The sequence below is a fragment of the Bradyrhizobium sp. USDA 3256 genome (assembly GCF_054058275.1).
Window position 1 is genome coordinate 6,896,238 of record NZ_JBSSAE010000002.1, and the last position, 26,331, is coordinate 6,922,568.

Consider the following 26,331-nt stretch of genomic DNA (forward strand, 5'->3'; position numbering starts at 1 on the left):
GTCTATTCCGCCGCGGCAGCGTCAGGCCGCAGCGAACGCGGCAGCGGGAAGAACTCGTTCTCTTCCGCGGCCGAGACCGTCTCCACGTGCAGTTCGTAGCGCTCGGCGAAGGCGCCCATGATCTCCTCGACGATCACCTCCGGCGCAGAGGCGCCCGCGGTGATGCCGAGGCTCGTGATGCCTTCGAACCTGCTCCAGTCGATGTCGCTGGCGCGCTGGGCGAGTACGGCGATCGGGCAGCCCTCGCGCTCGGCGACCTCGCGCAGGCGCTGCGAGTTCGACGAATTCGGCGCGCCGACCACGATCAGGGCGTCAACCACCGGCGCCACCTTCTTCACCGCGAGCTGGCGGTTGGTGGTCGCGTAGCAGATGTCTTCCTTGTGCGGACCGTTGACGTTCGGGAAGCGCTGCTTGAGCAGCGCCACGATCTCCGCGGTGTCGTCGATCGACAGCGTGGTCTGGGTCACGAAGGCGAGGTTGTTGGGGTCCTTCGGAACGAAGGTCTTGGCATCCTCGGCGGTCTCGATCAGGGTCACGGCGCCCGCCGGCAGCTGCCCCAGCGTGCCGACCACCTCGGGGTGGTGGGAATGCCCGATCAGCAGGATCTCGCGGCCGCGCTTGAAATGGATCGCCGCCTCGCGGTGGACCTTGGTCACCAGCGGGCATGTGGCATCAAGCGAGAAGAAATTGCGGGATTTGGCCTCGGCGGGAACCGATTTCGGAACGCCGTGGGCCGAAAACACCACCGGCGCGTTGGTATCGTCGGGGATTTCGGCCAATTCCTCGACGAAAATGGCGCCTTTGGTCTTCAGGCTGTCGACCACATACTTGTTATGGACGATTTCGTGCCGGACATAGACCGGCGCGCCATAAATGGTGAGGGCACGTTCGACCGTGTCGATGGCACGGACCACCCCGGCACAAAAGCCGCGGGGGGAACAAAGCACGATTTTAAGATCGGGTTTTTTGGCTGACATCGGGCTGTCTCGGGGCAATCTCGGGACCGAATCACCCCTCGCCAGGCAGGCGGGGAACGGCCAATTTGAGTAAGGACTTGGGACTGCTTTCGGGCGCTGTCAAGGCGATTTTGCTGGCCCATTGCGCCATTCCCCCCGGAGGGCTTATATAGACCCTATAATTCCCGTCATCGCCGATGACTACCAGCTTCGCCTCGACAGAGGTGGGCGAAGCACAAAGGAGATTTGCCATGAGCAACGCACCGCTGATGCCGAAGGCGACTGCCGTGTGGTTGGTCGACAATACCGCCCTGACCTTCGATCAGGTGGCCGATTTTACCAAAATGCACCCCCTGGAGGTCCGCGCCATCGCCGACGGCGACGCCGCCCAGGGCATCAAGGGCATGGACCCGATTTCCAACGGCCAGCTGACCCGCGAGGAGATCGAGCGCGGCGAGCGCGACCAGAACTACCGCCTCAAGCTTCAGGAGAGCAAAGTGGTGCTGCCCTCCGCCGCCAAGAAGAAGGGCCCGCGCTACACCCCGGTGTCGCGCCGCCATGAGCGTCCGAGCGCGATCCTCTGGCTGGTGCGCAACCATCCCGAGCTGAAGGACGCCCAGATCATGCGTCTGGTCGGCACCACCAAGACCACGATCGCCAGCGTGCGCGACCGCACCCACTGGAACGCCTCGACCCTGACCCCGATGGACCCGGTGACGCTCGGCCTGTGCTCGCAGATCGAGCTCGATTTCGAAGTGCAACGCGCCGCCAAGGAGAAGCCGACCACCACCGTCTACGGCGGTGCCACGCTGCTGCCGGCCTCCGAGACCACGCGCAAGGACGAGCTGGACGACCAGCCGATCGAACGCCACGACGATCTCAACGTCGATGCCGTGTTCGCCAAGCTGAAGACGATCGGCGGCAAGAAGCCCGACGACGACGAAGAGTAAGCGCGGCTGGCGCAACTCGAAGCGCAGAACACGAAACGCGGCAGGGCAACCTGCCGCGTTTTTGCTTGGAAGCGCATGCGATGGGCGTGACGGCGGCCGTCGGCGCGGCTCAATGCCGGTCGGGGTTGTTCATCATGTATTCGCCGAGATCGCGCTGCCTTCGATCGGTGCGGGCTTCGGCGTTCTGGCGCTGCACGTCGCGGTTCTTGCGGCAAGCGACATAATCAGGCGAGCCGACCGCCACCTTGCCGCCGGCCTGGCAGTACTGATCGTCGTCCCCCATGCTCTCCGCGATCGGTGATCGGCCGCGCTCGAGACAGCCCGCCAAAAGCGGCAGGGCGAGCAGCAAGGCAAGAGGCGCGCGTGCGGAAATGGATCGCATCCGAGGGTCCGTATCTCGTGGCATATGACAGGGAGGCCGGGATGACCCGGCAATCCATCAAAATCAAGGCCGTTTTGCTTCCCAATGCGGAAGACTTGTTCCACAGGTGCCGACCTCAGGCGCGGGAGGTGCGAGCACTCCCTCGCCCCGCTGTTGCGGGGTCGAGACGAGCGAAGCTCGCTCTTAGAGGGTTGGGGTGAGGGGCCGCCTCCGCAGAATGAATGCAGCGAGCGTGCGGAGCCTCCTCCTCACCCGGATCAGATTGCCATGCGATCCGGCCTCTCCCCGCAAGCAGGGCGAGGCAACAAGAGCTATGCCTTCCCCTTCAGCGCCTCGCCGATTTCGTCGAGCACCTTCGGGTCCTCGATCGTCGCCGGCATGGTCCAGGGCTCGCCGTCGGCGATCTTCTTGATGGTGCCGCGCAGGATCTTGCCGGAGCGGGTCTTCGGCAGCCGCGCCACCGTGATCGCGAGCTTGAACGCGGCGACCGGCCCGAGCTTGTCGCGCACCAGCGCCACGACGTCCTTCTCGACCTCGGCGGGCTGCTTGGTGACGCCGGCCTTCAGCACCAGGAAGCCGCACGGCACCTCGCCCTTGATCGCGTCCTTGACGCCGAGCACGGCGCATTCGGCGACATCGGGATGCGAAGCGAGGATCTCCTCCATGCCGCCGGTGGAGAGCCGGTGGCCGGCGACATTGATGATGTCGTCGGTGCGGCCCATCACCCAGACATAGCCGTCCGCATCGTTGTAGCCGGCATCCGAGGTCTTGTAGTAGCCGGGGAATTCCGAGAGATAGGCGTCCCTGAAGCGATCGTCCTGCTGCCACAGAGTCGGCAGGCAGCCCGGCGGCATCGGCAGCTTGATGACGATCGAGCCCATCGTGCCCGACGCCACCGGCTTCGCCGCCTCGTCGACGATGTCGACCTGATAGCCCGGCATCGGCACCGTGGGCGAACCGTGCTTGACCGGCAGCTGGCCGAGCCCGACCGGATTGCCGGCGATGCACCAGCCGGTCTCGGTCTGCCACCAGTGGTCGATGACCGGCACCTTCAGCTGCTGCTCGGCCCACTCCACCGTCGGCGGATCGGCGCGCTCGCCGGCGAGGAACAGGGTGCGGAAGCTCGAGAGATCGTAATTCCGGATGAACTTGCCTTCGGGATCTTCCTTCTTGATCGCGCGGAATGCGGTCGGCGCGGTGAAGAAGGCGACCGCCTTGTGCTCTGAGATCACGCGCCAGAACGCGCCGGCATCCGGCGTGCCGACCGGCTTGCCCTCATACATGATGGTGGTCGCGCCGTGGATCAGCGGGCCATAGACGATGTAGGAATGGCCGACCACCCAGCCGATGTCGGAGCCGCACCACCAGATCTCGCCGGGCTTCACGCCGTAGAGATTGTGCATCGACCATTTCAGCGCGACGAGATGACCGCCATTGTCGCGCACCACGCCTTTCGGGATTCCGGTCGTGCCCGACGTGTAGAGGATGTAGAGCGGATCGGTGGCGGCTACCGGCACGCACGGCGCGGCCTTGCCGGCGTCGAACGCGGCGCGGCGCAGCGTCGCCCAGTCATGATCGCGGCTCGCGGTGAGCTCGCAAGCCTGCTGCGGCCGCTGCAGGATGATGCAGCTCTCGGGCTTGCTGCCGGCAAGGCGGATCGCCTCGTCGAGCAGCGGCTTGTATTGCACGATGCGCCCGGGCTCGATGCCGCAGCTCGCCGAGAAGATCAGCTTCGGCTTGGCGTCATCGATGCGGGTCGCAAGCTCCTTGGCCGCGAAGCCGCCGAACACCACGCTGTGCACCGCGCCGATCCGCGCGCAGGCGAGCATCGCGACGACAGCCTCCGGCACCATCGGCATGTAGAGGATGACGCGATCGCCCTTCGCCACGCCGAAATCCTGCATCACCGCGGCCAGCGTCTGCACCTCCTCCAATAATTCGGAATAGGTGAATTTGGTGATCGTGCCCGTGAGCGGCGAATCGTGGATCAGCGCGACCTGGCGGGCGCGGCCGCCGGCGACATGGCGATCCAGCGCGTTGTAGCAGGTGTTGACCACGGCGCCGGCGAACCAGCGCCCATAGGCGCCCACAGAGGGATCGAAGATCTTCTTGGCCGGCTCGATCCAGTCGATCTCGCGCGCCGCTTCGGCCCAAAAGTTCTCGGGGTCCCGGAGCGAGCGGGCATACACCTCATGATACCGGCTCTGCTGGATATTCATCGCGTTTCTCCCTCGCGCGGTCGCGCGTCATTTGCCGACCATTGTCACGGGAAGTGGCGCCGTTTCAAGCCGAAATGACCGCGACCTTCGGCCGGGTCCGGCTAGTAGCCGTCGACGCCGTTGATCCGCTGCAGCCGCTCGCGCATCGCCTTTTCCAGGTCGTAGCCCGGCTTGCCGAAGTCGGCATTGCGGCGGGCGATGAACTGATCCTGCGCGCGCTGCAGCTCGCGCGCCTGGCGCGGATTCTGCGCCTCGCGTACGGTGCGGAACGTCGATGCGACGATCTCGCGATCGAGATCGGCAAGCGTGGGATTGGCGCAGATCGCCTTCTCAACCGGCCGGTGTGCCTTGCGGCAATCGAAGCTCGGCTTGCCGGCGACCGCCATCATGGCGCCGATCCGCTCCAGCTCCAGTGACAGCGATTTGTAGTTGGCCCTGGCGGCGGCGTGATTGGGGTCGAGCTTGACGGCAGCACCGAAATCCAGGATCGCCTTCGGCCGGTCGCCCTTGCGGCGCCACAGCTCGCCGCGCGCATTATGCGCATCTGCAAGCGACGGATCGAGCTTGAGCGCGGTGTCGTAGTCTGCGATCGCGCGGTCGATCGACTGCTTGCGGTCATAGGCGCCCGCCCGCGCCATCAGCGCCTTGACGCGATCGGGCCGCGCCGCCTTCTCATTGTCGATCAGCGCGCCGCAGACATCGATGACCTTGTCGTCATCGGCGGCCGCTGCCGCCGCGATGCAGGGGCCGGCATTGGCCTGCACATCCTCGCCCGGCTCGCTGCCGGTGGCGCGCGCAACGCCCGTCATCAGCGCGCCCGACAGGCCGACGCAGACCAGCATCGCGGCCAGATTTGCAGGTTTGCATCGCATCCCGATTGCCGACAAATCGTCCCTCTCCCGCGCCCGAACCGCCCGCCCGTGATGCCCGGCAGCGCGCCATTTGCCGCAAAACCACACGCTGGATTATACGTCAATTGCGACGATCGGCTGCATCGGGGGTTCGGCTTGCTCACATTCGAATGGATCATCGGGCTGTTGCTTGCGGCGGTGGCGTTGTCGGCGCTGGCACGGCGGATCAAGGTGCCCTACCCGACCTTCCTGGCGCTCGGCGGCGTGCTGCTGACCCTGCTGCCGTGGGCCCCGACCTGGGCGCTGGAACCGAAACTGGCGCTGGCACTGTTCGTCGCGCCGGTGCTGCTCGATGCCGCGTTCGACACCTCGCTGCGCGATCTCCGCAACAACTGGCTGCCGGTCTCGACGCTGGTGGTGGTCGCGGTCGGCGTCACCACGACGGCGGTCGCCGTGGTCGCACATTGGCTGCGCCCGGACATGCCGTGGGCGGTTGCGATCGCGCTCGGCGCCATCGTGGCGCCGCCGGATGCGGCCGCGGCCACAGCGATCTTGCGCCAGGTCAACCTGCCCTACCGGATTCAGAAGATCCTCGAAGGCGAAAGCCTGCTCAACGATGCCAGCGCGCTGTTGATCTATCGCGTCGCGGTCGGCCTCGTCGCTGCCGAGCACATGAAGATCCGCGAGTTCGTGCCATCCATCACGATTGCGCTGGTCGGCAGCCTCGCCGCCGGCTTCCTGTTCGCGCAGGTCTGGATGATGATTACGCGTCGCATCACCGAGGCGCCGAGCGCGATCATCACGCAGTTCGGCGGCACTTTCATGGTGTGGATCATTGCCGAGCATCTCGGGCTGTCCGGCATCCTCACCATCATCGCCTATGCGATCACCATCTCGCGCACCGCGCCGGCCCGCACATCGGCGCGGCTGCGCGTGTCGTCCTACGCGGTGTGGGAAACCGTCGTGTTCGTGCTCAACGTGCTCGCCTTCATGCTGATCGGCCTGCAGTTGCGCCCGATCTGGTCCGGACTCGACGACGAGGTGCGGTGGAAATATTGCAGCTTTGCCGCCGCGATCCTCGCCGTCGTGATCCTCGCCCGCATACTCTGGGTGATGCCCTACGGCGCGCTGCTGCGCGCACTGAAGGCGCGCAACCTGCTGCCCGCCCACGTGGTGGACGCCGTGCCGACCCTGAAGCGCGGCTTCATCGTATCCTGGTGCGGAATGCGCGGCATCGTCACGCTGGCGGCGGCGTTTGCGCTGCCTGAATGGTTTCCGTATCGCGATCTGATCCTGCTGACGGCGTTTGCCGTGGTGCTCGGTTCGCTCGTGATCCAGGGGCTGACGCTGCGGCCGTTGATCCTGGCGTTGAATTTCGCTGACGACGATCCGGTCGGACGCGAGGCGGCCCATGCCCGCGGCGTGGTGTTTCGCGCCGCGCTCGACGAGATCGACGCCGACCCGTCGGAGGAGGCCGAGATCCTGCGGCTCGAATATCGCGCCGTGCTGCTGCGCGCCGAGAACGATCCCGCTGGCGGCCTGACCTCACGTGAGCTGCCGTCGGATCCGCTGCGCCGCCGCGCCATCGCCGCGGCGCGTCAGGCATTGCTCAATCTGCGCCGCACCGAGGCGATCGGCGACGACGCATTCCATCTGGTCGAGGAAGAGCTCGACCGCGCCGAGCTCAGCGTGGAGGCGTAGCGCCGGGCCGCAATATCCTTTGAACCATCACAGGGTTTGTCAGACCTAACATCATGACAATCCTCATTGATCGCAATTCCCCGCGCGCCGCGGCGAAAGTCGAGGCGAAGTTCTTCTATTTCTATATGGCGCTGTCCTGCATGGCCGTCGCCTTTCTCGGCTTTGCCCCGACCTACTGGATGCCGATGGCGAGAGGCTCGCTGTCTTCGCCTCCCGTGGTGCACCTGCATGGGCTGCTGTTCTTCGCCTGGACGCTCTATTTCGTGTTCCAGAGCTGGCTTGCCGCCTCGGGACGGATTGCACGGCATCGCAGCGTCGGATTGATCGGCATCTCGCTGGCGACCGCGATGACCATGATGGGCATCGTGGCCTCGATCAGCGTCATGAAGCGTTCGGCTGCGATCGGACAGCTCAGCGAGGGCCTTGCGTTTGCCATCGTTCCGCTCAGCGGCATCCTGTTCTTCGCCGTCGTGTTCGCGCTCGCGATCATCTGCCTGCGCGACCGCGAGACGCACAAGCGGCTGATGCTGCTGGCGTCGATCTCGATCCTCGATGCGGCGGTCGCGCGCTGGTTCCTGACCTTCCTCGCACCACCCGGACCAGTTGGGCCGCCTCCGGTCCCGGTCACGATCGCACCGGCCCTCGTCGCCTATCTGCTGCTGGTCGTGGCGATCGTGTTCGACTGGCGCACCCGCGGCCGCCCGCACCCGGTCTATATCTATGGCGGGCTGGCACTGGTCGCGGTGAAGCTGTTGAACTGGCCGATCAGCACCTCGGCGGCCTGGCATTCCGTTGCCGGCGGCATCCTGGCGCTGGCGCAATAGCCTCCTTCACGTGCCTGACTTCGACGTGATGCCGCCGTCGACCACGAGCTCGATGCCGGTGACGTATTTCGATTCGTCCGAGGCAAGGAACAGCGCGGCATTGGCGACGTCCCAGGCGTCGCCCATATGCCCCATCGGAACCTGCGCGTCACGCGCGCGCCACATCGCCTCGACGTCGCCCTTGGCGTAGCTCTGCGCCAGCCCGGCCGAATGCGCGACCATCGGCGTCTTCATCAAGCCCGGCAGGATCGCGTTGACGCGGACATGCTTCGAGGCGAACTCGACCGCGGTCGAGCGCGTCATCTGGTTCATCGCGGCCTTGCTCGCGTTGTAGCTGACATAGGAAATGCCGACATGGCGGATCGAGGCGATCGAGGAGATGTTGATGATCGAGCCGCCGCCCTGCTTGATCATGACGGGAATGACGTGCTTCATCGACAGATAGGCGCTCTTGAGGTTGACCGCGAAGACGCGATCCCACTCGGCTTCGGCAACTTCCACCACACTGCCGACCTCGGCGATGCCGACATTGTTGTCGAGCACGTCGATGCGGCCATAGGCCTTCAGGCAGGCCGCGACCATCGCCTCGACCTCGCCGGCGCGCGAGACATCGGCGGTGAATGCGACAGCCTTGCCGCCTTCGCCGGTGATGATGCCGACGGTCTCCTCCGCCGCGGCGCCGTTGCGATCGACGCAGAATACGCTGGCGCCCTCGCGCGCAAAGGTGACGGCGGTCGCCTTGCCGTTGCCCCAGCCGGGCCCGATCGAGCCCGCGCCGACCACCATCGCAACCTTGCCCTTGAGCCGATCCATCACCTGTTCTCCCTTGTTGTTGTCATTGTAGCCCGGATGGAGCGAAGCGTAATCCGGGGCCACTGTTCCCGGATTGCGCTTCGCTCCATCCGGGCTACGGATCGTTGCAAGCACTCACCCTCGTAACATTAGCACCGATCGGATGCCCGAAAATCTCCGATAACGTCTGGCAGTGTCCCTCCTGGCACAGGTGCCATTCGCCCGCGGCGCCGGAATTGCCGAGCACGACCTCCGGCCTTGGCACCGGCTGCGGCGACCATTGAAACCAGCCATCGACAAGGCGCGCCTCCGGCGGCGGCTCCATGCCGGCGCCCGTGCCCTTGACGCGCGCCTGTTGCAGCGTGAGCCCGGCCGGCGTGACCAGCCAGTCCTCCTGCCAGGCGCTCTTCTCGATCGAATGCGTCCAGGCGAGCGTGAAGGCCGCGATCGACAGCGCCTTCACGACTCCCGCGGAAGCGAGGCAGAGGCTCAAGCCGCCGCCACCGCATTGCGCGGACGCTGCCGCCATTGCCACAGCACGACAGCGGCGGCGAGTGTGAAGCCCGCCGTATCCGAGAACGGGAAATCGCCGAGCAGGCAGAGCGCGGCGCCGAACGCGACCAGGATCTCGATGAAGGTCAGCCGCGTGAACAGGAAGCCGATCGCGACAATGCCGAACAGCGCGATCGCCACCAGCGCCTTGAAGGTCGCCAGCGCCACCGCGCCGTAGAAGCCGAGCTGCGCCTGCATCGGGTCCCCGGCCTGCAGCATCAGCGCCGGCGAATAGACGAAGATGAACGGAATGACGTAGCCGGCAAGCGCGATCCGCATCGCCTCCCAGCCGATCTTGTCCGGGTTCTCCTTGGCGATCGGCGCCGCCGCCAGGGCCGCGAGCGCGACCGGCGGCGAGAGGTCGGCCATGATGCCGTAGTAGAACGCAAACATGTGGCTTGCGATCAGCGGCACGCCGAGCTTGGCGAGCGCAGGAGCAGCCAGCGCCGCGGTGATGATGTAGGTCGGGATCGTCGGGATGCCGGTGCCGAGCAGGATCGACAGCAGCATGGTCATGATCAGCGCCAGGAACAGGCTCTTGGCGCCGAGCCCGATGATCCAGCTGCCGAAGATGGTGCCGACGCCGGTCTGCGTCATCATGCCGATGATGGTGCCGACGATGGCGCAGGCCATGCCGACGGTCAGCGCCGACTTGGCGCTGTCGGCGAGCGAGTCGCGGCAGGCTCTCAGCGTGGCGCGGCCGCCGCGGGTGATCGCCGCGATGACGATCAAGCCGGCGACGACGCTCGCGACGGGGACGATCTCGATACCGTGGCGCGACACCGCGGCAACCACCAGCGCGAGGCCGATCCAGAAGATGTAGCGCACGACGGTGTTGGAGAAGCCGAGCGTGATGCTGGCGCCGAGGATCAGCGCGACCGTGAGCGCAAGGCCCATGCTGCCGGCATAGAGCGGCGTGAAGCCCTCGAACAGCATGTAGACCAGCGCCGCGAGCGGCAGCACGAGATACCAGCGCGCCACCAGCGCCTTCCAGGCGCTCGGGATCTCCGAGCGCTTCATGCCGACGAGGCCGTGCTTGCCGGCTTCCAGATGCACCATCCAGAACGCCGAAGCGAAATAGAGGATCGCCGGGATCACCGCGGCCTTGACGATCTCCGAATAGGGCACGCCGAGCGTCTCTGCCATGATGAAGGCGACCGCGCCCATGACGGGCGGCATGATCTGCCCGCCCATCGATGCGGTGGCCTCGACGCCCGCGGCGAATGCGCGGCGATAGCCGAACTTGATCATCAGGGGGATCGTGAACTGGCCGACGGTGACGACGTTGGCGACGCCCGAACCCGAGATCGTGCCCATCATGCCCGAAGCGAACACCGCGACCTTGGCGGGGCCGCCGCGGGTGCGGCCGAACAGGCCGAGCGAGACGTCGGTGAACAGCTGGATCATGCCGGCGCGTTCCAGGAACGAGCCGAACAGGATGAACAGGAAGATGTAGGTCGCCGAGACGTAGATCGGCACGCCGTAGAAGCCCTCAGTGCCGAACGAGAGATGGGTGACGATCTGGTCGAAGTCATAGCCGCGGTGATTGAACGGCGACGGCAGATATTGACCGAAGAACCAGTAGAGCAGACAGGCGCCGCACATCAGCGGCAGCGCCGCCCCCATCAGCCGCCGCGTGCCCTCGAAGATCAGGACCGCGAGCAGCGTGCCGACCGCGAGGTCCATGTTGGTCGGGTCGCCGTCACGGGCGATCAGGTCGGCATAGAAGATCCACTGGTAGAGCCCGCAGAGGAAGCCGGCCGCGCCGACAATCCAGCTCACCGCGCGGCCGAAATCGGTCTTGGCGGTGAAATTGCCGATCAGGCCGAAGGTCAGGAGGATCAGGAAGCCGACATGAACGCCGCGCACCACCTGGCTCGGCAGGTAGTTGAAGGCCGCGACATAGAGCTGGAACACCGCAAAGGCGAGACCGATGGCGTAAGCCAGATGCCCCCAGGCGCCCGGGCCGAAGCCTTCCGGAAAGCCATGCTCGAAATTGTCGAATTCAACCTTGATGGGCTGCTCGCCCTCAACCAGCTGCTGCATCGAATTTAAGTCCCCCGCCGTGCCAACGGCGCTTATAGCGCCCCACCGCACGTCATGCGCGGGCTCGACCCGCGCATCCATCGAAAAATCAACGTCTTTGGAAAGATGGATGGCCGGGTCGTCCCCGATCAAGTCGGGGACGGGCGCCGGCCATGACACCCTCGAAGCGTAACTGGCCTTACTTGATCAGGCCCTTCTCCTTGTAATAGCGGATCGCGCCGGGATGCAGCGGAACCGGGCTGCCGGTCGCGGCGGCCTCGAGCTTGATCTCCTTGCCCGCGGCGTGGGCGTTGGCGAGCTCCGGCAGCGATTCGTAGACCAGCTTGGTCATCTGATAGGCGAGATCGTCCGACACCGCACTCGAGGTCACGAGGTAATTCACGACCGCAGCCGTCGGCACGTCCTTGTCCTGGCCGGTATAGGTGTTGGCCGGGATGATCACGGAGACGAAGGGCGGGCCGATCTTGTCGACGGTCTCCTTCGGCACGGCGACCACGGTGATCTCGCTTGAGGTCGAGAGGTCCTTCAGCGAGGCGACGCCGAGGCCGGCGGACTGCAGCGTGGCGTTGAGCTGGCGGTTCTTCATCAGATCCACCGATTCGGCGAACGGCAGGTACTCGACCTTGCCGAGATCCTTGTAGCTCATGCCGGCGGCCGCGAGGATCGCGCGCGAGTTGAGCTCGGTGCCCGACTTCGGCGCGCCGACCGACAGGCTCTTGCCCTTGAGATCGGCCAGCGTCTTGATGCCGCTCTCGGCGGTCGCGACGATCTGGATGTAGTTCGGATAGATCGCGCCGATGGTGCGCAGCTTGTCGAGCTTGTTCTTGAAGCCGGCCTCGGCGTCGCCTTCCCAGGCGGCTTTGAGCGAATCGCCGAGCGTGAAGGCGATCTCGCCGCGGCCCTGCTGCAGCAGCACCAGATTCTCGACCGAGGCCTTGGTCGCCTGCACCTGGGTTTTCACGCCGGGGATCTTGTCGCCGTAGATCTTCCCCATCGCGACGCCGAGCGGATAGTAGACGCCGGAGGTGCCGCCGGTGAGCACGTTAATGAACTGCTCGGCCTGCGCGACAGGCGCGGACAAAACGCTGGCTGCCACCATCGCGGCAGCCATCAACTTGGAATTCATGAGTATTATTCTCCCCTTAAGCCGGCCGGAAATTGGCCGGACACCCCCGCCGGGTCAACCCATCCAAATGACGCATGCGCGGCGAAAATCCCCACTGGCAACACTACCTTACCTGCGCGGGAACTCGCCGCCTGCGGGCGGGTTAAGATGCGCAATCTCGCCGCGAGGTATGACTTGCAGCCATCCGGGACGACCGTTGGGCGGGCGCTCGATGCGTTGAACTTCTTCCTCGCCGACGTGCGGGACGGGCTCGGCCCCTATCTGGCGATCTACCTCCTGACCGAACGGCAGTGGGACGAGGCCTCGATCGGCTCGGTGATGTCGATCGCGGCCATCGCCGGAATCATCGCCCAGACCCCGGCCGGCGCCCTGATCGACCGCAGCCGCGCCAAGCGCGGATTGATGATCGCCGCCGCCATTGCCGTGACCGCCGCGTGCCTCCTGCTGCCACAGCTCGACCGGTTTGAACTGGTTGCCGCGACCCAGGCGCTGGCGGCCGCCGCCGGTTCGGTGTTCGCGCCGGCGATCGCCGCGGTGACGCTTGGCATTGTCGGACCCCAGACCTTCGCGGCGCGGACCGGCCGCAACGAAGCCTTCAATCACGCCGGCAACGCGGTGGCCGCCGCGGTCGCCGGCGGCACCGCCTACTGGTTCGGTCCAGTGGTGGTGTTCTGGCTGCTCGCGGCAATGGCCCTCGCCAGCATCGCCGCGACGCTGTCGATCCCACCCGCCGCCATCGATCACCAGGTTGCGCGCGGCCTCGACGATATCGTCGAAGGGCACCGCACACCGCTTGACCGGCCATCCGGCTTTCGCGTGCTGCTGACCAGCAAGCCGCTGCTGATCTTCGCGGTGTCGACCGTGATCTTTCACTTTGCCAATGCGGCAATGCTGCCGCTGGTCGGGCAGAAGCTCGCACTGGTCAATCGCAACCTCGGAACATCGCTGATGTCGGTCTGCATCATCGCGGCGCAGGTGGTGATGGTGCCGGTCGCCATGCTGGTCGGACGCAAGGCAAACGTCTGGGGCCGCAAGCCGATCTTCGCGATCGCGCTCGCGGTGCTGGCGATCCGTGGCGCACTCTATCCGTTGTCGGACAATCCGTACTGGCTGGTGTCGGTGCAATTGCTCGACGGCATCGGCGCCGGAATATTCGGGGCGTTGTTCCCGCTCGTGGTTGCCGATCTCACGGACGGTACCGGGCATTTCAATGTCAGCCAGGGCGCGATCGCCACGGCAACCAGCCTCGGCGGAGCGCTGAGCACGGTTGTCGCTGGATTCATTGCTGTCCACGCCGGTTACAGTGCCGCATTCCTGCTCCTTGCAGCCGTCGCTTGCGCCGGGTTGATCGGCTACTGCACGTTGATGCCGGAGACGTTGCGAGCGGCAGCGGCAACGTCACGCACATCTGCATTGGCGTCAGAAAACGGATGATCTGATTCGCGGTCGCGCTCGATGAGTCGCCCAGCGTGATGCGATCTGATGTCCGACAATGACGCAGTTGCGCGTCGGCGTCGACGCGTCAACACAGTCATTAACGCCGTCTCTCGATGACACACGCGCACAGAGTTTCTGCCGATGCGCAAAGTCGGACGCGATCGCGCTCATGAATGTCGGATGACGCATTTGTTGCACGTGTAACAGCGGTGAGACGTCGCGATTCCACGGTCATTTGAATCGAATTGAATCCTTTAAGGTTAGCGAGGCAATCAATGTATGAACCAGAAATTTCCATGATTGCCGCCGCTCTAGGATGTACGAGTCAAGCCGGGGTAACTACGGATAAGGCGGGGCATGAATCACATCAGTCACATCGGACACGCACGAGCCGGCTGGTTCGGACATCGCAAGCTGACCCCACGCGCATGCATTGCGGACAGCAAAAAACACCTTCGGACCTTCCTCTCCGAGGCGCTGGAAGACCTCGGCTTCATCACCAGTGAATGCAGCCAGGCCTTGGAACTCGACACCGTTCTGGACGCGGAAAGGCCCGATCTCCTGGTGCTCGGCGTGTCCGTTGACGGCATCGAAGTCAGTAAAATTCTCGAGACTTTGGTGAGAAAGGACTATGGCGGCAAGGTCCTCGTCATCGGGCAGCCGGACTCGATCATCGTCAAGGCGGTCCGGCAAATCGGCGACGAGTACGGCATCGCCATGCTGCCGGCGCTGTCGACGCCGTTCAGCGCCGGGACCCTTCGCGACAGTCTTGCGTCGTTGATGCCGCTTGAACCCGCGCCGAGCCCGGCGGTGGACGTGCCCGAAGCGCTGAAGGCCGGCTGGCTCGAGCTGTGGTATCAGCAGAAAATTCATCTCCGGACGCTGGTGCCGAGCGGCGCCGAGGCGCTGATCCGGATGCGCCATCCGGCCTGGGGCGTCGTGCCGCCGGCCTACTTCATCCCGGACGAAAGCGATCCGCATTTTCACGCGCTGTCCGAATTCGTGATCGAACGCGCGATCGAGGACTGGCGCTATCTCCTCGAGCAGACCGGGCCGGTCAATCTCTCGATCAACCTGCCGATCTCCTTCCTCGCCGACGATCGTGCCGTGCGCGAGCTCTGTTACCGGATGCCGGATCATGCGGCCTTCGCCGGCCTCTTGATCGAGATCGACAGCACCGACGTGGTCGATAATCTGGATCTGGCGATCGATGTCGCCCGGCGCGTTCGACTGTACAATATCGGCATCTCGATCGACAATGTCGGCGCCAACTGGCCGTCTTTGCTGGGACTGCCGAACTTCCCGTTCGTCCAGCTCAAGGTCGACCATCAATTCGTCACCGGCTGCGCGGATCAACGCCTGAAGCAGACGGTGTGCCGGCGTGTCGTGGAGCTGGCCCACGACAACGACGCGCAGGTCGTGGCCCAGGGAGTCGAGACGCGCGCGGACTTTCTCGCCGCGCACGAGATGGATTTCGATCAGGTCCAGGGCTACCTGTTCGGCAAGCCGATGGGCGTCAAGAAGTTCGCCCGCTCACGCATGCATTTCTCGGAGAAAGAGCCGGCCTCCTGAGGTGCGGCGTCGTCAGGCTCGAACGCCGCGATCGATCGCGCGCAGCGCTTCGCCGCGCGCGATCAGGCGTTTTGCATTGGAATAGGTCGGGACCTCGAGCAACGAGCCGTCAAGTTCGACGCGCCCCAAGCCCTTTGTCCGCGCCGCTTCGAACGCCGCGACGATCTTGCCCGCCTGGCGCATCTCCTCCTCGCTCGGCGTCAGGACGCCGTTGACGATCGAGGCATGCGCGGGATCGACCAGGCTCTTTGCGGTGTAACCCAGCCGCCGCGCCCAGATCGTGTCGCGTTCGACGCCTTCAGCGTCGCTCCAGGTGTAGGGACAATCGACCGCGACGACATCAGCGGCACGACATTCGACGATGAAGCGCTGCCGCGCGTAAGCCAGCTCCAGGCCATCGCTGCCGCGCTCGGCACCAAGATCGGCGGCGAGGTCTTCGGAGGCCATCAGGCAACCGATGACGCGCCGGCTCGCCATGGCGATCGCACCGGTCTGCACCAGACCGCGCGCGAACTCGATATTCGGCAGCAGCGACGTCGATCCCTCGGCGATACCGTAGTCGCGCTCGAACCGCGTCACCGCCTCGTCGAGCCTGACGACATGGTGCGGCTCGGCGACCTTCGGCAGCGCGACGATATCCGGACGTCCGCGCATCACGGCGGCGAGATCGTCCATGCCGTCCTGGTCCAGCGGATTGACGCGGACCGCGACCGCCACGCCCTGGTCGCGCCAGGCCGCGTAGAGCTCGGCCGCCAGGGCCCGCGCCTTCGGGCGCAGCGGCGGCGGGGTAAAATCCTCGAGCTCGTGGATCAGCACGTCGGCACCACTGGCGGCCGCGTGCTGCAGCACGTCCTCGTTGGCGCCTTCGAGAAACAGCCAGGAGCGGCACAGCGGGGCCGGGCGCAGCTTGCGCATCACGCTATCAGCGCCGCCGTCACTGGAACGTCATGTCGAGGCATTTCGAGATGTCGGAGCCGAGGCCGGACGAGATGGTGATGCAGCCGCGGATCTTCTGGGTGTTGACGTCGTTCGCCCAGATCGCATAGCCGCCCGGACCGAAGAACGAGTTGGTGTTCGGTGGCTCGGTCTCGGTGGCGTCAAAGGTGTAATTGCCGTCGGTCTCGAAGATGCGCGGCTTCTTGGTGCAGCCGCCGTCGGCCTGCACGTTGATGACCTCCTTGTTGTCCCGCGTCAGCGCCAGCGAGACCTGGCAGCGGAAGTATTCCGAGGTCTTGGCGTTGAACAGATAGGCGTAGGACTTGCAGGTCGCGGTATTGAGCTTGCCGGCGGACAGGCCGCGGCTGCAGGAGATCCGCTGGTTGTTGGAGAGCCTGAACTCGTCCGCCTGCGCGACTGACGCCAGCGTCATGAACGACAGAGCGACACCGATTCCGATCTTCATGACGTGGTTCATCCTGATCATCCCAAGGTAGTGTTTCCGGCAATCAAAGCGTTTGTAAACGGTAACGCGAAAATAGTCGCCAAGCTTGATGCGGGAAATCACAAAGTCCCCGATCCGCGAGCGGTCGCGCCGATTGTCGTATTGACGCGCGAACATCGTTCGTGATTTGTTCAAAAAACGTGGGGACGACGCCGTTTTCTCGGCCGGAGGTGGATCATGACGCATTTTTTGACCAAGACTTTTATTGCGACTGCGGCGTTTGCCGCGATGACGACCTGCACATTCGCGCAGGAGGCCGCGCCCTGGGAGCTGAAGTCCGACATGGGCTACGCCTATGACAAGGACGGCAAGACCTGGTCCTACAAGATGGGCACCAACAATGCCGGCACGCTGCTGAAGGGCGCCAAGAAGGTGCCGAAGGGGACGCTGTTCTTCATCGGCCAGAACGGCCAGCTCTACATGCGCTCCGGGCCCTATCTCGAGGGCGACGGCAAGTTCAAGTTCGGCTCGAATTAGAGCGTTTTCGAGCGAAGTGGACGCCGGTTCGCGTTAAGAAAACGCGTCAAATGAAGAGTCCAGGGCTCCGGTTCTGATTCGATCAGAGCCGGAAATGCCCTGACGGTTTTCGGCAGGCATCAGAACGCCGCGGCCAATTCCTTCGCGCCCGGCTTGTTGCTGTTGAAGTCCATCCGCTCGTTGGTGACGGCAAGCAGCCTGGCCACCGTGTTGTGGCGGATGGCGACCGGGTTGCGCTCGTAGCCGGAGCGCTGGAAGAAGTTCGAAGTCGGCACCTGCTCGCGCATCGCCTGCGGCATGGTCACCATGTCGAGCCCGGTGCCGTCGCCGGTCAGGTTCATCATCTCGAGCTCGGCCGCGGTCAGCGGCCGGCTGTAGCCCTTGTTGCGGGCGAAGATCACCGAGGTCAGCAGCTTGTGGGTCTGCAGCATCGGGCCGACATCGATGTCGAGCACCATGGCGTGGCACGCCCAGCCCTGCGGCGTATCGGCGAGGCGCTGATGCGCCGACCAGTCGTCGGGCACGGTGCGCGTGAACGCGACCATCTTCTTCAGCACCGCGAGCTTGTGCTCCATCGCCTTGCGTGCGGGCCCCTGCGTCCTCGCAACCCGCTCGGTCAGATCCCGCACGAATTCATGGCCCTGCTCGGCCAATAGCTCGACGGTGTTGGTGGTGAGCAGCTGGTTGTAGCCCATCGCGGTAGAGATGGCGCGCTTGCCGCCGTGCTCGATGCCCGCCTGCACGTCGTAGTTGCCGGTGCCGCCGGTCTCGAACGAATAGACCCGCACCGCCTGCTCCGGCGTCAACCCCGCGGCGCGCGCGTAGCGGGCATAGGCGCGCTTGAACTCGACCTCGCTGGCCGGCCGCTGCGGCGTGAACTGGAAGTGTTCGCCGGCCGCCCTGACCAGATCCGAGGCCACCGGGAGCGTCTTGGGCGGACGCGGCGGCTTGCCTTCCTCCTCTTCCGGAGCCGGATTGACCGGCCGCTTCGGCCCCTCATAGACCGGCGGCTGCTGCAGCACGTAATCGTCCAGCGAGAGCTGCACGCGGTCGCGCCGCTTGGCGTTGCGGCCGCGCCTCTTCTCGGCGATCGCGTTCCAATAGGCGCTCGCATCCTGCTCAAAGGCGGCGCGCGCCTCCTGATATTCCTGCAGCTTGCGGCGATATTCCATGATCGCCTGCGGCGATGCCTGCGCCATCGCATTGGCGACGGAAGGCGGCAGCGCGCCGGCCTCGCCGGCAAATACGGACGGCGCGCCGGCGGCGAGCGCGAGCGCGAGCGCGACAAATCCAGGGCACAGGCGAATCAATTGCGGGCGCATGGCCTCGTTGTAGCAAGCACGGCCGCGAAGTCAGCCCGGAATTGTCCGGATCGCAGCGGCCGGATGCCGCGATCAATGCAGAATATTCGCCACAATGCGGTGTTCTCCGACGAAAGCCTTGGAGAAAGCCTTGGAGCTTGCGATGAGAATGGCACTCTGGCTCGCCGCCGCCTGCGCGTTGACGCTCGCCGCACCGGCGCGCGCCGAGCGTCCGGACTGCGGATCGTTTCCGGATACGCGTTCACGCTTCACCTGTTACGAGAATGTGTCGCGGGCGCCTCCGGAACCCGAGGCCGCGGCGCATTCGCCTGGTGCGCAGGGGAAATCAATGAAGATGAACGCCCGCAAGCGGCATCACAAATAGCGGCATCGTTGCGGCCTACTTCCACGCGAATACCGGCTGCTCCAGTTCGGCGACGCGGGTGCTGCGGCCGGCCAGCACCTCGCGGAATTGATAGATCAGTGCGGCCGTCGGCGCATGGATCTGCTGGCCACCGAGGCGGAAGCGGATCACGCGGCGCGAGCTCTCCGGGATCGTGACGAAGCTGAACGCATCATCGGGCTCGATCGCATCGAGGCCGATGCGATGGACGGAGGCGACCTCGTCCGGGTTCGGCGTGATCGCCGCATGCGCGCCGGCCCAGACCACGACCGGCGTGATCAGATAGCCCGATCGCGTCGGATAATCGTCAAGCATGCCGAGCACGTCGCGCTCCGACAACGCGAGCCCGAGTTCCTCATGCAATTCGCGCAGCGCGGCCTCGGCCTGCGTCTCGCCGGCATCGCAGCGCCCGCCCGGCAGCGCCCATTGCGCGCTGTGGGCGCGCAGGCGCGCGCTGCGGCGGGTCAGCAGGAACGCCGTGCCGCTGCCGTCGTCGCCTTCGGTCAGCGCGATCGCGACCGCCGCGCGCTTCAGCGTCGGCGCGGCATCCGCGGGCGCCAGGCGTGCGAATGCGGCACAGAGCTCTGCGATATTCCGCCGGGTGGCATCGTCAAATGTGCGGGCCATTGATCTTGACTACAACACAACAGCGTTTGATGAAATGACTGCTGCCACATGCCTCCTGCGATCAATCATCAGCAAGCAACGGACCCCACCTCATGACGGCCAAGGCCGCGGACAAACTCAAATCCGACGGCTGGAAGATTGCCGAAACCACGGGATTCCTGACGTTGATCGGCCCGTTGTGGGAACGGTTGAAGGACGGCGCGCTTGAACTCGCGCTGATCACCGAGGACAAGCACCACAATCGCCGCGGCCTCGTGCAGGGCGGGGTGATCATGACCTTCGCCGATCGCGCCTGCGGCATGGCCGCACGCTTCGTCTCGGGCAAGCCGACGCTTGCGACCGTGCAGCTCGACACCCATTTCGTCGAGGCCGGCAAGATCGGCGAGATCCTGACGACGCGGCCGCGTGTGGTACGCTCGACCCGCAGCCTGATCTTCATCACGGCCGAGGTGACCGTCGACAAGCGCTGTATCGCGATGGCCAACGGCGTGTTCAAGATCCTGAAGAACGACAGCTGATCCTGTCATTCCGGGGCATCGCGCAGCGATGAACCCGGAATCTCGAGATTCCGGGTTCGATGCCGGCGCATCGCCCCGGAATGACACCGGAGGGAGTGCTAGATGCAATATCGCCAGCTTGGCCGCAGCGGCCTGAAGGTCTCGCCGATTTGCCTCGGCACCATGATGTTCGGCGGACCGACCGACGAGGCGACCTCGGCGCGGATCGTGGCGAAGGCGCGCGAGGCCGGCATCAACTTCATCGACAGCGCCGACGCGTATAATGGCGGCAAGTCCGAGGAGGTCGTGGGACGCGCGATCTCCAACAGCCGGTCGAACTGGGTGCTTGCCACCAAGCTCGCCAATCCGATCGGCGACGATCCCAACCACGGCGGGCTGTCGCGGCGCTGGGTGTTGCAGGCCGCCGACGAGAGCCTGAAGCGGCTCGGCGCCGACTACATCGACGTCTACTATCTGCACAAGGAAGACCACACGACGCCGCTCGACGAGACCGTGCGCGCGATGGGCGACCTGATCCGCGCCGGCAAGGTGCGCTATTTCGGCGTCTCCAACTACCGCGCCTGGCGCGTCGCCGAGATCTGCAACATCTGCGACAGGCTCGGCATCGACCGTCCGGTCGCGAGCCAGCCCTATTACAATGCGATGAACCGGATGCCGGAGGTCGAGCATTTCCCGGCCTGCGCCTATTACGGGCTCGGCATCGTGCCCTATAGCCCGCTGGCGCGCGGCGTGCTCACCGGCAAATACGCGTCCGACGCGGCGCCACCCGCGGACACACGTGCGGGTCGCAACGACAAGCGCATGATGCAGACCGAGTGGCGGCCGGAATCGCTCGAGCTCGCGCAGGAGATCAAACGCCACGCCGAGAGCAAAGGCATCACCGCCGGGCAGTTCGCGGTGTCCTGGGTGCTGAACTCGTCGTTCGTCAGTGCCGTCATCGCGGGGCCGCGCACCGAAGCGCAATGGGACGATTACATCCGCGCGCTCGATTATCGCTTCACCGCCGAGGACGAAGCCCTGATCGACCGCCTCGTCGTCACCGGCCATCCCTCGACACCGGGCTTCAACGACCCCGCCTATCCGATCGAGGGGCGCCGGGCGCGGACCGGATAGCATCGCAGCGTCGGCGCTCGTCTCGGCAACGCCGAAGTTACGTTTCGCAGCTTCCGAATTGCGCGAAGTCCGAGTCGGATGCAGCATCACGGCATGGAAATGCTGATGCTGGTGCTGCAATGACGGCATCCAATGTACTGGACTGGATCGTGGCCCTCCTCGTCTGCTGGGCGAGCCTGACCGCAATCTTTGAACCTTCGCGCGGTGCCTCGCAATGCGACATGTCCACCGCGACAAGCAGCGCGCCGCAACTCTCACCGGCGGCCCCGACGCAGGCGGAGTTGGAGGAGATCATCCGCGACATGAAGCTGCATGATTGAACGGGATCGGCAAACCGCGAAAACCTTCCTCATCGTCCTCCAAATGAAACAGGGCGGCGCCGAAGCGCCGCCCTGCCCTGATTGCCGTTTGCACGCCGCTTACTTCACGAGGTCGAAGCGGTCGGCGTTCATCACCTTGGTCCAGGCCGCGACGAAGTCCTTCACGAACTGCTCCTTGGAGTCGGACTGGCCGTAGACCTCGGCGAACGCCCGCAGCTGCGAGTGCGAGCCGAAGATCAGATCGACGCGGGTGCCGGTCCACTTCACCGCCTTGGTCTTGCGGTCGCGGCCCTCATAGACGCCCTGGCCGGCATCGCTCCACACCGTGCCCATGTCGAGCAGGTTGAGGAAGAAGTCGTTGGTGAGCGTCCCCGGCTTGCCGGTGAAGACGCCGTGCTTGGACTTCTTGGCATTGGCGCCGAGCACGCGCAGGCCGCCGACGAGGACCGTCAATTCCGGTCCGGTCAGCCGCAGGAGCTGTGCACGGTCCACCAAGGCCTCTTCCGGCTGCAGGAACTGATGCTTGCCGCCGATATAGTTGCGGAAGCCGTCAGCCCGCGGCTCGAGCGGAGCGAACGATTCGACATCGGTCTGTTCCTGCGTCGCATCGGTGCGGCCCGGCGTGAAGGGGACCTTCACACTGGTGCCGCCGTCCTTGGCCGCCTTCTCGATCGCAGCCGCGCCGCCGAGTACGATCAGATCGGCCAGCGAGACCTTCTTGCCGAACTCCTTCTGGATGGCTTCGAGTTTGCTCAGCACGGTCTTGAGCTGCGCCGGCTCGTTGACATCCCAGTCCTTCTGCGGCGCAAGGCGGATGCGTGCACCATTGGCACCGCCGCGCTTGTCGGAGCCGCGGAACGTCGAGGCCGAGGCCCAGGCGGTCGACACCAGTTCGGACACCGACAGACCCGAGGCGAGGATCTTCGCCTTGAGCGCCTCGATATCCTTGTCGTCGATCACGGCGTGATCGAGCGCCGGTACCGGATCCTGCCAGATCAGCGTCTCCTTCGGCACCAGCGGGCCGAGGTAGCGCTGGATCGGACCCATGTCCCGGTGCGTGAGCTTGAACCAGGCGCGGGCGAAGGCGTCCGCGAACTGATCCGGATGCTCATAGAACCGGCGCGAGATCTTCTCATAGGCCGGATCGAAGCGCAGCGACAGGTCGGTGGTCAGCATCGTCGGGAGATGCTTCTTCGACGGATCGAACGCGTCCGGAATGACGGCGTCCGCGTCCTTTGCCTTCCACTGCTTCGCACCGGCCGGGCTCTTCGTCAGCTCCCATTCGTACTTGAACAGGTTCTCGAAGAAGTGGTTGCTCCACTTGGTCGGGGTCTGGGTCCAGGTGACCTCGGGACCGCCGGTGATCGCGTCAGCGCCGACGCCGGTGCCGAACTTGCTCTTCCAGCCGAGACCCTGTTCCTCGATCGCGCCACCTTCCGGCTCCGGACCGATCAACGACGGATCGCCCGCACCGTGGGTCTTGCCGAAGGTGTGGCCACCGGCGATCAGCGCGACAGTCTCCTCGTCATTCATCGCCATGCGGAAGAACGTCTCGCGGATGTCCTTCGCGGCGGCGACCGGGTCCGGATTGCCATTCGGGCCTTCCGGGTTGACGTAGATCAGGCCCATCTGCACCGCGCCGAGCGGCTCGGAGAGCTGGCGCTCGCCGCTGTAGCGCTCGTCACCGAGCCAGGTGCCTTCCGGACCCCAGTACAGCTCTTCCGGCTCCCACACGTCGGCGCGGCCACCCGCAAAACCGAACGTCTTGAAGCCCATCGATTCCAGCGCAACGTTGCCGGCGAGGACCATCAGATCGGCCCACGAGATCTTGCGGCCGTACTTCTGCTTGATCGGCCAGAGCAGCCGGCGCGCCTTGTCGAGGTTGGCGTTGTCCGGCCAGCTGTTGAGCGGGGCAAAACGCTGCTGACCGGCACCGGCGCCGCCGCGGCCGTCGGTGATCCGATAGGTGCCCGCCGAGTGCCAGGCCATGCGGATCATCAGGCCGCCGTAATGGCCGAAGTCGGCCGGCCACCATTCTTGCGACGTCGTCATCAGGGCCGTGAGGTCCTTGATCACGGCGTTGAGATCGAGGCTCTTGAATTCCTTGGCGTAGTCGAAGCCCTTGCCCATCGGATCGGACAGGCTGGAGTTCCGATGCAGCACCTGAACGTCGAGCGTCTCCGGCCACCAGTCACGATTCGTGTGCCCGCGAGGTCCGCCCGTGAATGGGCATTTGCCCGCGCCTTCGTCGGTTTTTGCGTCCATGTTTCTTCTCCGAGGTGATGGATTCTGGAATGTGCTGGAGCTCTTCCAAGAACGATTCTACGCGTCCCAATCCATCAGGTGAAATTGACTTTAATGATCGCGGCAATAAGATAATCTGATGATAAATGTCACACTCCGGCAACTCAGATATTTCGATGCGCTGGCGCGCCATGGGCATTTCGGACGTGCCGCGGAGGCCTGTTCGGTATCGCAGCCGGCGCTGTCGATGCAGATCCGCGAAATGGAACAGGCGGTCGGCGGCGTGCTGATCGAACGCAATGCGCGGCAGGTGACGCTGACGGCGTTTGGCGAAGACCTGCTGCGCCGCGTGCGCGACATCCTGCGCTCGGTCGACGAGCTCGGCGACTTCGCGCGCGCCTCGCGCGACAGGCTTGCCGGACGGCTGCGGGTCGGCATGATCCCGACCGTTGCGCCGTATCTGCTGCCGAAGGTGATCGAGAACCTGGCGCGGCTGCATCCCGAGCTCGACATCCATGTCCGCGAGACGCTGACGCCGAAGCTGATCAAGGAAGTCGCCGAGGGCCGGCTCGACACCGCGATCGTGGCGCTGCCGGTATCGGAACCTTCGCTGACCGAGGTCGCGCTGTTTTCGGAAAACTTCCTGCTGGTGCGGCCGGGCGAGGATGCGAAGACGCCGGTGCCGAGCGCCGAGATGCTGCGCGAGATGCGACTCTTGCTGCTCGAGGAAGGCCACTGCTTCCGTGACCAGGCGCTGTCGTTCTGCAACATGCAGTCCTCGCCGCCGCGCGAGGTGCTGGACGCGAGCTCGCTGTCGACGCTGGTGCAGATGGTCGGCGCCGGCATCGGCGTCACTTTGATCCCCGAGATGGCCGTGACGGTGGAGACGCGCTCGGCGCCGGTCACGGTCTCGCGCTTCAAGCATCCGCAGCCGTCGCGCACCATCGGCATGGTCTGGCGCAAGACCTCTCCGCTCGCCGCGCAGCTCCAGCAGATCTCCGAAGTCGTCAGCCTCGCCGCCCGCGCCCTGCGCGCGCCGAAGCAGGACGGCGCTAAGGAGCCGGCGAAACGCGCCGGGCGAAGGAAGGTGGCGTGATCTCGCGCGTTGAGGCGTAGTCGACGCGCGATGCTGACCACACCCACAAGTGTCGTCCCTGCGAAAGCAGGGACCCATACTCTGCGGCGTGTGTTGTGAGAGGGGCTCGTCGTTCCAATAGCGCGAGCCAATCGGCATTGGTGGTTATGGGTCCCTGCTTTCGCAGGGACGACAGCAAGTTTGTTGCACGGCCGGTGACTCACACATCCGCGTTCTCGCGAAATGAATCGTCCGATTCCGTAGCCCGGATTACCGAAGGCGTAATCCGGCGCACGCCGCGGTGACACGTGACGGCGGATTACGCAGCGCTAATCCGCCCTACGAAACTGCCGTTCCGGCGCGCGTAGCACGGCGAAAGACGCGCCCCCTACTTCTCCAGGTACTTCTTCATCTCGGCAATCAGGCCGTCGCGCAGTTCGGGGCGCTTGAGGCCGAAGGCGATGTTGGCGCGGAGGAAGCCGGGCTTGGAGCCGCAATCGTGGCGCTCGCCCTCGAACTCGACGCCGTAGAACTTCTGCGTCTTCGCAAGACCGATCATCGCATCGGTGAGCTGGATCTCGCCGCCGGCGCCGCGCTCCTGCGTGGCCAGGATGTTGAAGATCTCCGGCTGCAGGATGTAGCGGCCGGTGATCGACAGGTTGGACGGCGCGGTGCCCTGCGGCGGCTTCTCGACCATGCGGTCGACCTCGAAGATGTTGCCGGTGCGTTTGCCGACGCTGCAGATGCCGTATTGATGGGTGAGTTCGTCGGGCACCGCCTCGACCGCGATCAGGTTCGACTTGTCACCAAGCCTGCTCGCGGCGTCGATCATCTGCTTGAGGCAGCCCGGCGTGTTCAGCACCAGCTCGTCCGGCAGCACCACCGCGAACGGCTCGTTGCCGATGATATCGCGCGCGCACCACACCGCGTGGCCGAGCCCGAGCGGCGCCTGCTGCCGGGTGAAGCTCATCGCGCCGGCCTCCGGCTGGTTCTGCGCCAGGATATCCTGCTCGGTCTTCTTGCCGCGCTGCGCCAGCGTGGTGTCGAGCTCGAACATGCGGTCGAAGTGATCCTCGATGACACCCTTGTTGCGGCCGGTGACGAACACGAAATGCTCGATGCCGGCTTCCCGGGCCTCGTCGACCACGTACTGGATCAGGGGCTTGTCGACGATCGTCAGCATCTCCTTCGGCATCGCCTTGGTGGCGGGCAGCACGCGGGTACCGAGACCGGCGACGGGGAACACGGCTTTGCGGATCTTCATGGGATTATCGGAAGCCTTGAAATGGGTGGGACGGCGGCACGAAATGAATCATGCCTTTGGTACCCCGTTTTGCAGCCGCCAACAAAGGCGGATGTGTGGTGCGGCTTAATTCCGCCGTTCCCGTCAGCCAATGCGGGCCG

At 65.1% G+C, this 26,331-nt stretch carries 25 protein-coding genes; 11 read left to right on the forward strand and 14 right to left on the reverse strand.

Features of this window, described 5'->3' with window-relative positions; all coding sequences use genetic code 11:
* Positions 1-2: 2 nt before the first annotated feature.
* The gene (gene ispH / locus ACVWY5_RS34500) at positions 3-977 is read right to left on the reverse strand and encodes a 4-hydroxy-3-methylbut-2-enyl diphosphate reductase (protein ID WP_028334765.1); all 975 of its coding nucleotides are present in this window, start codon (positions 975-977) and stop codon (positions 3-5) included.
* Positions 978-1,207: 230 nt separating this feature from the next.
* Between ispH and ACVWY5_RS34505 the strand changes: the two genes are divergently transcribed.
* On the forward strand, positions 1,208-1,906 hold the full coding sequence (locus tag ACVWY5_RS34505) for a DUF1013 domain-containing protein (protein ID WP_028334764.1): 699 nt from the start codon (positions 1,208-1,210) through the stop codon (positions 1,904-1,906).
* Between the two features lie 109 nt (positions 1,907-2,015).
* Here the strand turns inward: ACVWY5_RS34505 and ACVWY5_RS34510 are convergent, their stop codons facing one another.
* The 3 genes from ACVWY5_RS34510 to ACVWY5_RS34520 form a co-directional block, all read right to left on the reverse strand.
* A complete protein-coding gene (locus ACVWY5_RS34510; protein WP_075969207.1) occupies positions 2,016-2,288 on the reverse strand; it encodes a hypothetical protein in 273 nt (90 codons plus the stop codon).
* A gap of 311 nt (positions 2,289-2,599) precedes the next feature.
* Positions 2,600-4,507 carry a propionyl-CoA synthetase gene (locus tag ACVWY5_RS34515; protein ID WP_028334763.1) on the reverse strand — a complete coding sequence of 636 codons (1,908 nt, stop codon included), beginning with the start codon at positions 4,505-4,507 and terminating at the stop codon, positions 2,600-2,602.
* 101 nt (positions 4,508-4,608) lie between these two features.
* A complete protein-coding gene (locus ACVWY5_RS34520; protein WP_080667111.1) occupies positions 4,609-5,379 on the reverse strand; it encodes a tetratricopeptide repeat protein in 771 nt (256 codons plus the stop codon).
* A gap of 135 nt (positions 5,380-5,514) precedes the next feature.
* Between ACVWY5_RS34520 and ACVWY5_RS34525 the strand changes: the two genes are divergently transcribed.
* The gene (locus ACVWY5_RS34525) at positions 5,515-7,059 is read left to right on the forward strand and encodes a cation:proton antiporter (protein WP_028334761.1); all 1,545 of its coding nucleotides are present in this window, start codon (positions 5,515-5,517) and stop codon (positions 7,057-7,059) included.
* 53 nt (positions 7,060-7,112) lie between these two features.
* Positions 7,113-7,883: a hypothetical protein gene (locus ACVWY5_RS34530; RefSeq protein WP_028334760.1), complete on the forward strand. Its 771-nt coding sequence runs from the start codon at positions 7,113-7,115 to the stop codon at positions 7,881-7,883.
* A 6-nt stretch (positions 7,884-7,889) separates the two neighbouring features.
* Here ACVWY5_RS34530 and ACVWY5_RS34535 read toward each other — a convergent pair whose 3' ends face one another.
* The 4 genes from ACVWY5_RS34535 to ACVWY5_RS34550 all read right to left on the reverse strand — a co-directional run bounded on the left by ACVWY5_RS34535 (position 7,890) and on the right by ACVWY5_RS34550 (position 12,399).
* Positions 7,890-8,696, reverse strand: coding sequence for an SDR family NAD(P)-dependent oxidoreductase (locus tag ACVWY5_RS34535; protein ID WP_028334759.1), 807 nt, complete (start codon positions 8,694-8,696; stop codon positions 7,890-7,892).
* A 94-nt stretch (positions 8,697-8,790) separates the two neighbouring features.
* A complete protein-coding gene (locus ACVWY5_RS34540; RefSeq protein ID WP_038377551.1) occupies positions 8,791-9,204 on the reverse strand; it encodes a DUF1850 domain-containing protein in 414 nt (137 codons plus the stop codon).
* Positions 9,165-11,273 (reverse strand): TRAP transporter permease, encoded by a 2,109-nt coding sequence (locus tag ACVWY5_RS34545; protein ID WP_028334757.1) that lies wholly within the window; start codon positions 11,271-11,273, stop codon positions 9,165-9,167. The genes ACVWY5_RS34540 and ACVWY5_RS34545 overlap by 40 nt, the downstream gene beginning before the upstream one ends.
* A 178-nt stretch (positions 11,274-11,451) precedes the next feature.
* A complete protein-coding gene (locus ACVWY5_RS34550) occupies positions 11,452-12,399 on the reverse strand; it encodes a TAXI family TRAP transporter solute-binding subunit (RefSeq protein ID WP_028334756.1) in 948 nt (315 codons plus the stop codon).
* Positions 12,400-12,546: 147 nt separating this feature from the next.
* Here ACVWY5_RS34550 and ACVWY5_RS34555 point away from each other — a divergent pair, with 147 nt between their 5' ends.
* A complete protein-coding gene (locus ACVWY5_RS34555) occupies positions 12,547-13,833 on the forward strand; it encodes an MFS transporter (RefSeq protein WP_051376185.1) in 1,287 nt (428 codons plus the stop codon).
* A 360-nt stretch (positions 13,834-14,193) separates the two neighbouring features.
* A complete protein-coding gene (locus tag ACVWY5_RS34560) occupies positions 14,194-15,408 on the forward strand; it encodes an EAL domain-containing protein (protein WP_028334754.1) in 1,215 nt (404 codons plus the stop codon).
* 12 nt (positions 15,409-15,420) lie between these two features.
* On the opposite strand, the gene ACVWY5_RS34565 is transcribed toward ACVWY5_RS34560, so the two are convergent.
* Both ACVWY5_RS34565 and ACVWY5_RS34570 read right to left on the reverse strand, forming a co-directional pair.
* Positions 15,421-16,323: an HpcH/HpaI aldolase/citrate lyase family protein gene (locus tag ACVWY5_RS34565; protein WP_038377550.1), complete on the reverse strand. Its 903-nt coding sequence runs from the start codon at positions 16,321-16,323 to the stop codon at positions 15,421-15,423.
* A gap of 19 nt (positions 16,324-16,342) precedes the next feature.
* On the reverse strand, positions 16,343-16,822 hold the full coding sequence (locus ACVWY5_RS34570; protein WP_028334752.1) for a hypothetical protein: 480 nt from the start codon (positions 16,820-16,822) through the stop codon (positions 16,343-16,345).
* Between the two features lie 204 nt (positions 16,823-17,026).
* Here ACVWY5_RS34570 and ACVWY5_RS34575 point away from each other — a divergent pair, with 204 nt between their 5' ends.
* Positions 17,027-17,326 carry a hypothetical protein gene (locus ACVWY5_RS34575; protein WP_028334751.1) on the forward strand — a complete coding sequence of 100 codons (300 nt, stop codon included), beginning with the start codon at positions 17,027-17,029 and terminating at the stop codon, positions 17,324-17,326.
* 119 nt (positions 17,327-17,445) lie between these two features.
* Here the strand turns inward: ACVWY5_RS34575 and ACVWY5_RS34580 are convergent, their stop codons facing one another.
* Complete coding sequence (locus tag ACVWY5_RS34580) at positions 17,446-18,648, reverse strand: hypothetical protein (protein ID WP_038377549.1); 1,203 nt, start codon at positions 18,646-18,648, stop codon at positions 17,446-17,448.
* 142 nt (positions 18,649-18,790) lie between these two features.
* Here ACVWY5_RS34580 and ACVWY5_RS34585 point away from each other — a divergent pair, with 142 nt between their 5' ends.
* Positions 18,791-19,012 carry a hypothetical protein gene (locus tag ACVWY5_RS34585; protein WP_321176668.1) on the forward strand — a complete coding sequence of 74 codons (222 nt, stop codon included), beginning with the start codon at positions 18,791-18,793 and terminating at the stop codon, positions 19,010-19,012.
* Positions 19,013-19,027: 15 nt separating this feature from the next.
* On the opposite strand, the gene ACVWY5_RS34590 is transcribed toward ACVWY5_RS34585, so the two are convergent.
* The gene (locus ACVWY5_RS34590; protein WP_028334749.1) at positions 19,028-19,657 is read right to left on the reverse strand and encodes an NUDIX hydrolase; all 630 of its coding nucleotides are present in this window, start codon (positions 19,655-19,657) and stop codon (positions 19,028-19,030) included.
* A gap of 92 nt (positions 19,658-19,749) precedes the next feature.
* On the opposite strand from ACVWY5_RS34590, the gene ACVWY5_RS34595 reads away from it, so the two are divergent.
* From ACVWY5_RS34595 to ACVWY5_RS34605, 3 genes are all read left to right on the forward strand, one after another.
* On the forward strand, positions 19,750-20,175 hold the full coding sequence (locus tag ACVWY5_RS34595; RefSeq protein ID WP_028334748.1) for a PaaI family thioesterase: 426 nt from the start codon (positions 19,750-19,752) through the stop codon (positions 20,173-20,175).
* 102 nt (positions 20,176-20,277) lie between these two features.
* On the forward strand, positions 20,278-21,288 hold the full coding sequence (locus ACVWY5_RS34600) for an aldo/keto reductase (RefSeq protein ID WP_028334747.1): 1,011 nt from the start codon (positions 20,278-20,280) through the stop codon (positions 21,286-21,288).
* A 119-nt stretch (positions 21,289-21,407) separates the two neighbouring features.
* Complete coding sequence (locus tag ACVWY5_RS34605; RefSeq protein ID WP_028334746.1) at positions 21,408-21,608, forward strand: hypothetical protein; 201 nt, start codon at positions 21,408-21,410, stop codon at positions 21,606-21,608.
* A 99-nt stretch (positions 21,609-21,707) separates the two neighbouring features.
* Here ACVWY5_RS34605 and katG read toward each other — a convergent pair whose 3' ends face one another.
* Positions 21,708-23,873: a catalase/peroxidase HPI gene (katG, locus tag ACVWY5_RS34610; RefSeq protein ID WP_028334745.1), complete on the reverse strand. Its 2,166-nt coding sequence runs from the start codon at positions 23,871-23,873 to the stop codon at positions 21,708-21,710.
* A 118-nt stretch (positions 23,874-23,991) separates the two neighbouring features.
* Here katG and ACVWY5_RS34615 point away from each other — a divergent pair, with 118 nt between their 5' ends.
* The gene (locus ACVWY5_RS34615; RefSeq protein ID WP_028334744.1) at positions 23,992-24,948 is read left to right on the forward strand and encodes a hydrogen peroxide-inducible genes activator; all 957 of its coding nucleotides are present in this window, start codon (positions 23,992-23,994) and stop codon (positions 24,946-24,948) included.
* A gap of 367 nt (positions 24,949-25,315) precedes the next feature.
* On the opposite strand, the gene galU is transcribed toward ACVWY5_RS34615, so the two are convergent.
* A complete protein-coding gene (gene galU, locus ACVWY5_RS34620; RefSeq protein WP_028334743.1) occupies positions 25,316-26,191 on the reverse strand; it encodes a UTP--glucose-1-phosphate uridylyltransferase GalU in 876 nt (291 codons plus the stop codon).
* Positions 26,192-26,331 lie beyond the last annotated feature (140 nt).

Excerpts from the sequence above, each read along its gene's own strand:
- ispH (WP_028334765.1), bottom strand. The coding sequence starts at position 977 with ATGTCAGCCAAAAAACCCGATCTTAAAATCGTGCTTTGTTCCCCCCGC.
- ACVWY5_RS34505 (WP_028334764.1), top strand. The coding sequence starts at position 1,208 with ATGAGCAACGCACCGCTGATGCCGAAGGCGACTGCCGTGTGGTTGGTC.
- ACVWY5_RS34510 (WP_075969207.1), bottom strand. The coding sequence starts at position 2,288 with ATGCGATCCATTTCCGCACGCGCGCCTCTTGCCTTGCTGCTCGCCCTG.
- ACVWY5_RS34515 (WP_028334763.1), bottom strand. The coding sequence starts at position 4,507 with ATGAATATCCAGCAGAGCCGGTATCATGAGGTGTATGCCCGCTCGCTC.
- ACVWY5_RS34520 (WP_080667111.1), bottom strand. The coding sequence starts at position 5,379 with ATGCGATGCAAACCTGCAAATCTGGCCGCGATGCTGGTCTGCGTCGGC.
- ACVWY5_RS34530 (WP_028334760.1), top strand. The coding sequence starts at position 7,113 with ATGACAATCCTCATTGATCGCAATTCCCCGCGCGCCGCGGCGAAAGTC.
- ACVWY5_RS34535 (WP_028334759.1), bottom strand. The coding sequence starts at position 8,696 with ATGGATCGGCTCAAGGGCAAGGTTGCGATGGTGGTCGGCGCGGGCTCG.
- ACVWY5_RS34540 (WP_038377551.1), bottom strand. The coding sequence starts at position 9,204 with ATGGCGGCAGCGTCCGCGCAATGCGGTGGCGGCGGCTTGAGCCTCTGC.
- ACVWY5_RS34545 (WP_028334757.1), bottom strand. The coding sequence starts at position 11,273 with ATGCAGCAGCTGGTTGAGGGCGAGCAGCCCATCAAGGTTGAATTCGAC.
- ACVWY5_RS34550 (WP_028334756.1), bottom strand. The coding sequence starts at position 12,399 with ATGAATTCCAAGTTGATGGCTGCCGCGATGGTGGCAGCCAGCGTTTTG.
- ACVWY5_RS34555 (WP_051376185.1), top strand. The coding sequence starts at position 12,547 with ATGCGCAATCTCGCCGCGAGGTATGACTTGCAGCCATCCGGGACGACC.
- ACVWY5_RS34560 (WP_028334754.1), top strand. The coding sequence starts at position 14,194 with ATGAATCACATCAGTCACATCGGACACGCACGAGCCGGCTGGTTCGGA.
- ACVWY5_RS34565 (WP_038377550.1), bottom strand. The coding sequence starts at position 16,323 with ATGCGCAAGCTGCGCCCGGCCCCGCTGTGCCGCTCCTGGCTGTTTCTC.
- ACVWY5_RS34570 (WP_028334752.1), bottom strand. The coding sequence starts at position 16,822 with ATGAACCACGTCATGAAGATCGGAATCGGTGTCGCTCTGTCGTTCATG.
- ACVWY5_RS34575 (WP_028334751.1), top strand. The coding sequence starts at position 17,027 with ATGACGCATTTTTTGACCAAGACTTTTATTGCGACTGCGGCGTTTGCC.
- ACVWY5_RS34580 (WP_038377549.1), bottom strand. The coding sequence starts at position 18,648 with ATGCGCCCGCAATTGATTCGCCTGTGCCCTGGATTTGTCGCGCTCGCG.
- ACVWY5_RS34585 (WP_321176668.1), top strand. The coding sequence starts at position 18,791 with ATGAGAATGGCACTCTGGCTCGCCGCCGCCTGCGCGTTGACGCTCGCC.
- ACVWY5_RS34590 (WP_028334749.1), bottom strand. The coding sequence starts at position 19,657 with ATGGCCCGCACATTTGACGATGCCACCCGGCGGAATATCGCAGAGCTC.
- ACVWY5_RS34595 (WP_028334748.1), top strand. The coding sequence starts at position 19,750 with ATGACGGCCAAGGCCGCGGACAAACTCAAATCCGACGGCTGGAAGATT.
- ACVWY5_RS34600 (WP_028334747.1), top strand. The coding sequence starts at position 20,278 with ATGCAATATCGCCAGCTTGGCCGCAGCGGCCTGAAGGTCTCGCCGATT.
- ACVWY5_RS34605 (WP_028334746.1), top strand. The coding sequence starts at position 21,408 with ATGACGGCATCCAATGTACTGGACTGGATCGTGGCCCTCCTCGTCTGC.
- katG (WP_028334745.1), bottom strand. The coding sequence starts at position 23,873 with ATGGACGCAAAAACCGACGAAGGCGCGGGCAAATGCCCATTCACGGGC.
- ACVWY5_RS34615 (WP_028334744.1), top strand. The coding sequence starts at position 23,992 with ATGATAAATGTCACACTCCGGCAACTCAGATATTTCGATGCGCTGGCG.
- galU (WP_028334743.1), bottom strand. The coding sequence starts at position 26,191 with ATGAAGATCCGCAAAGCCGTGTTCCCCGTCGCCGGTCTCGGTACCCGC.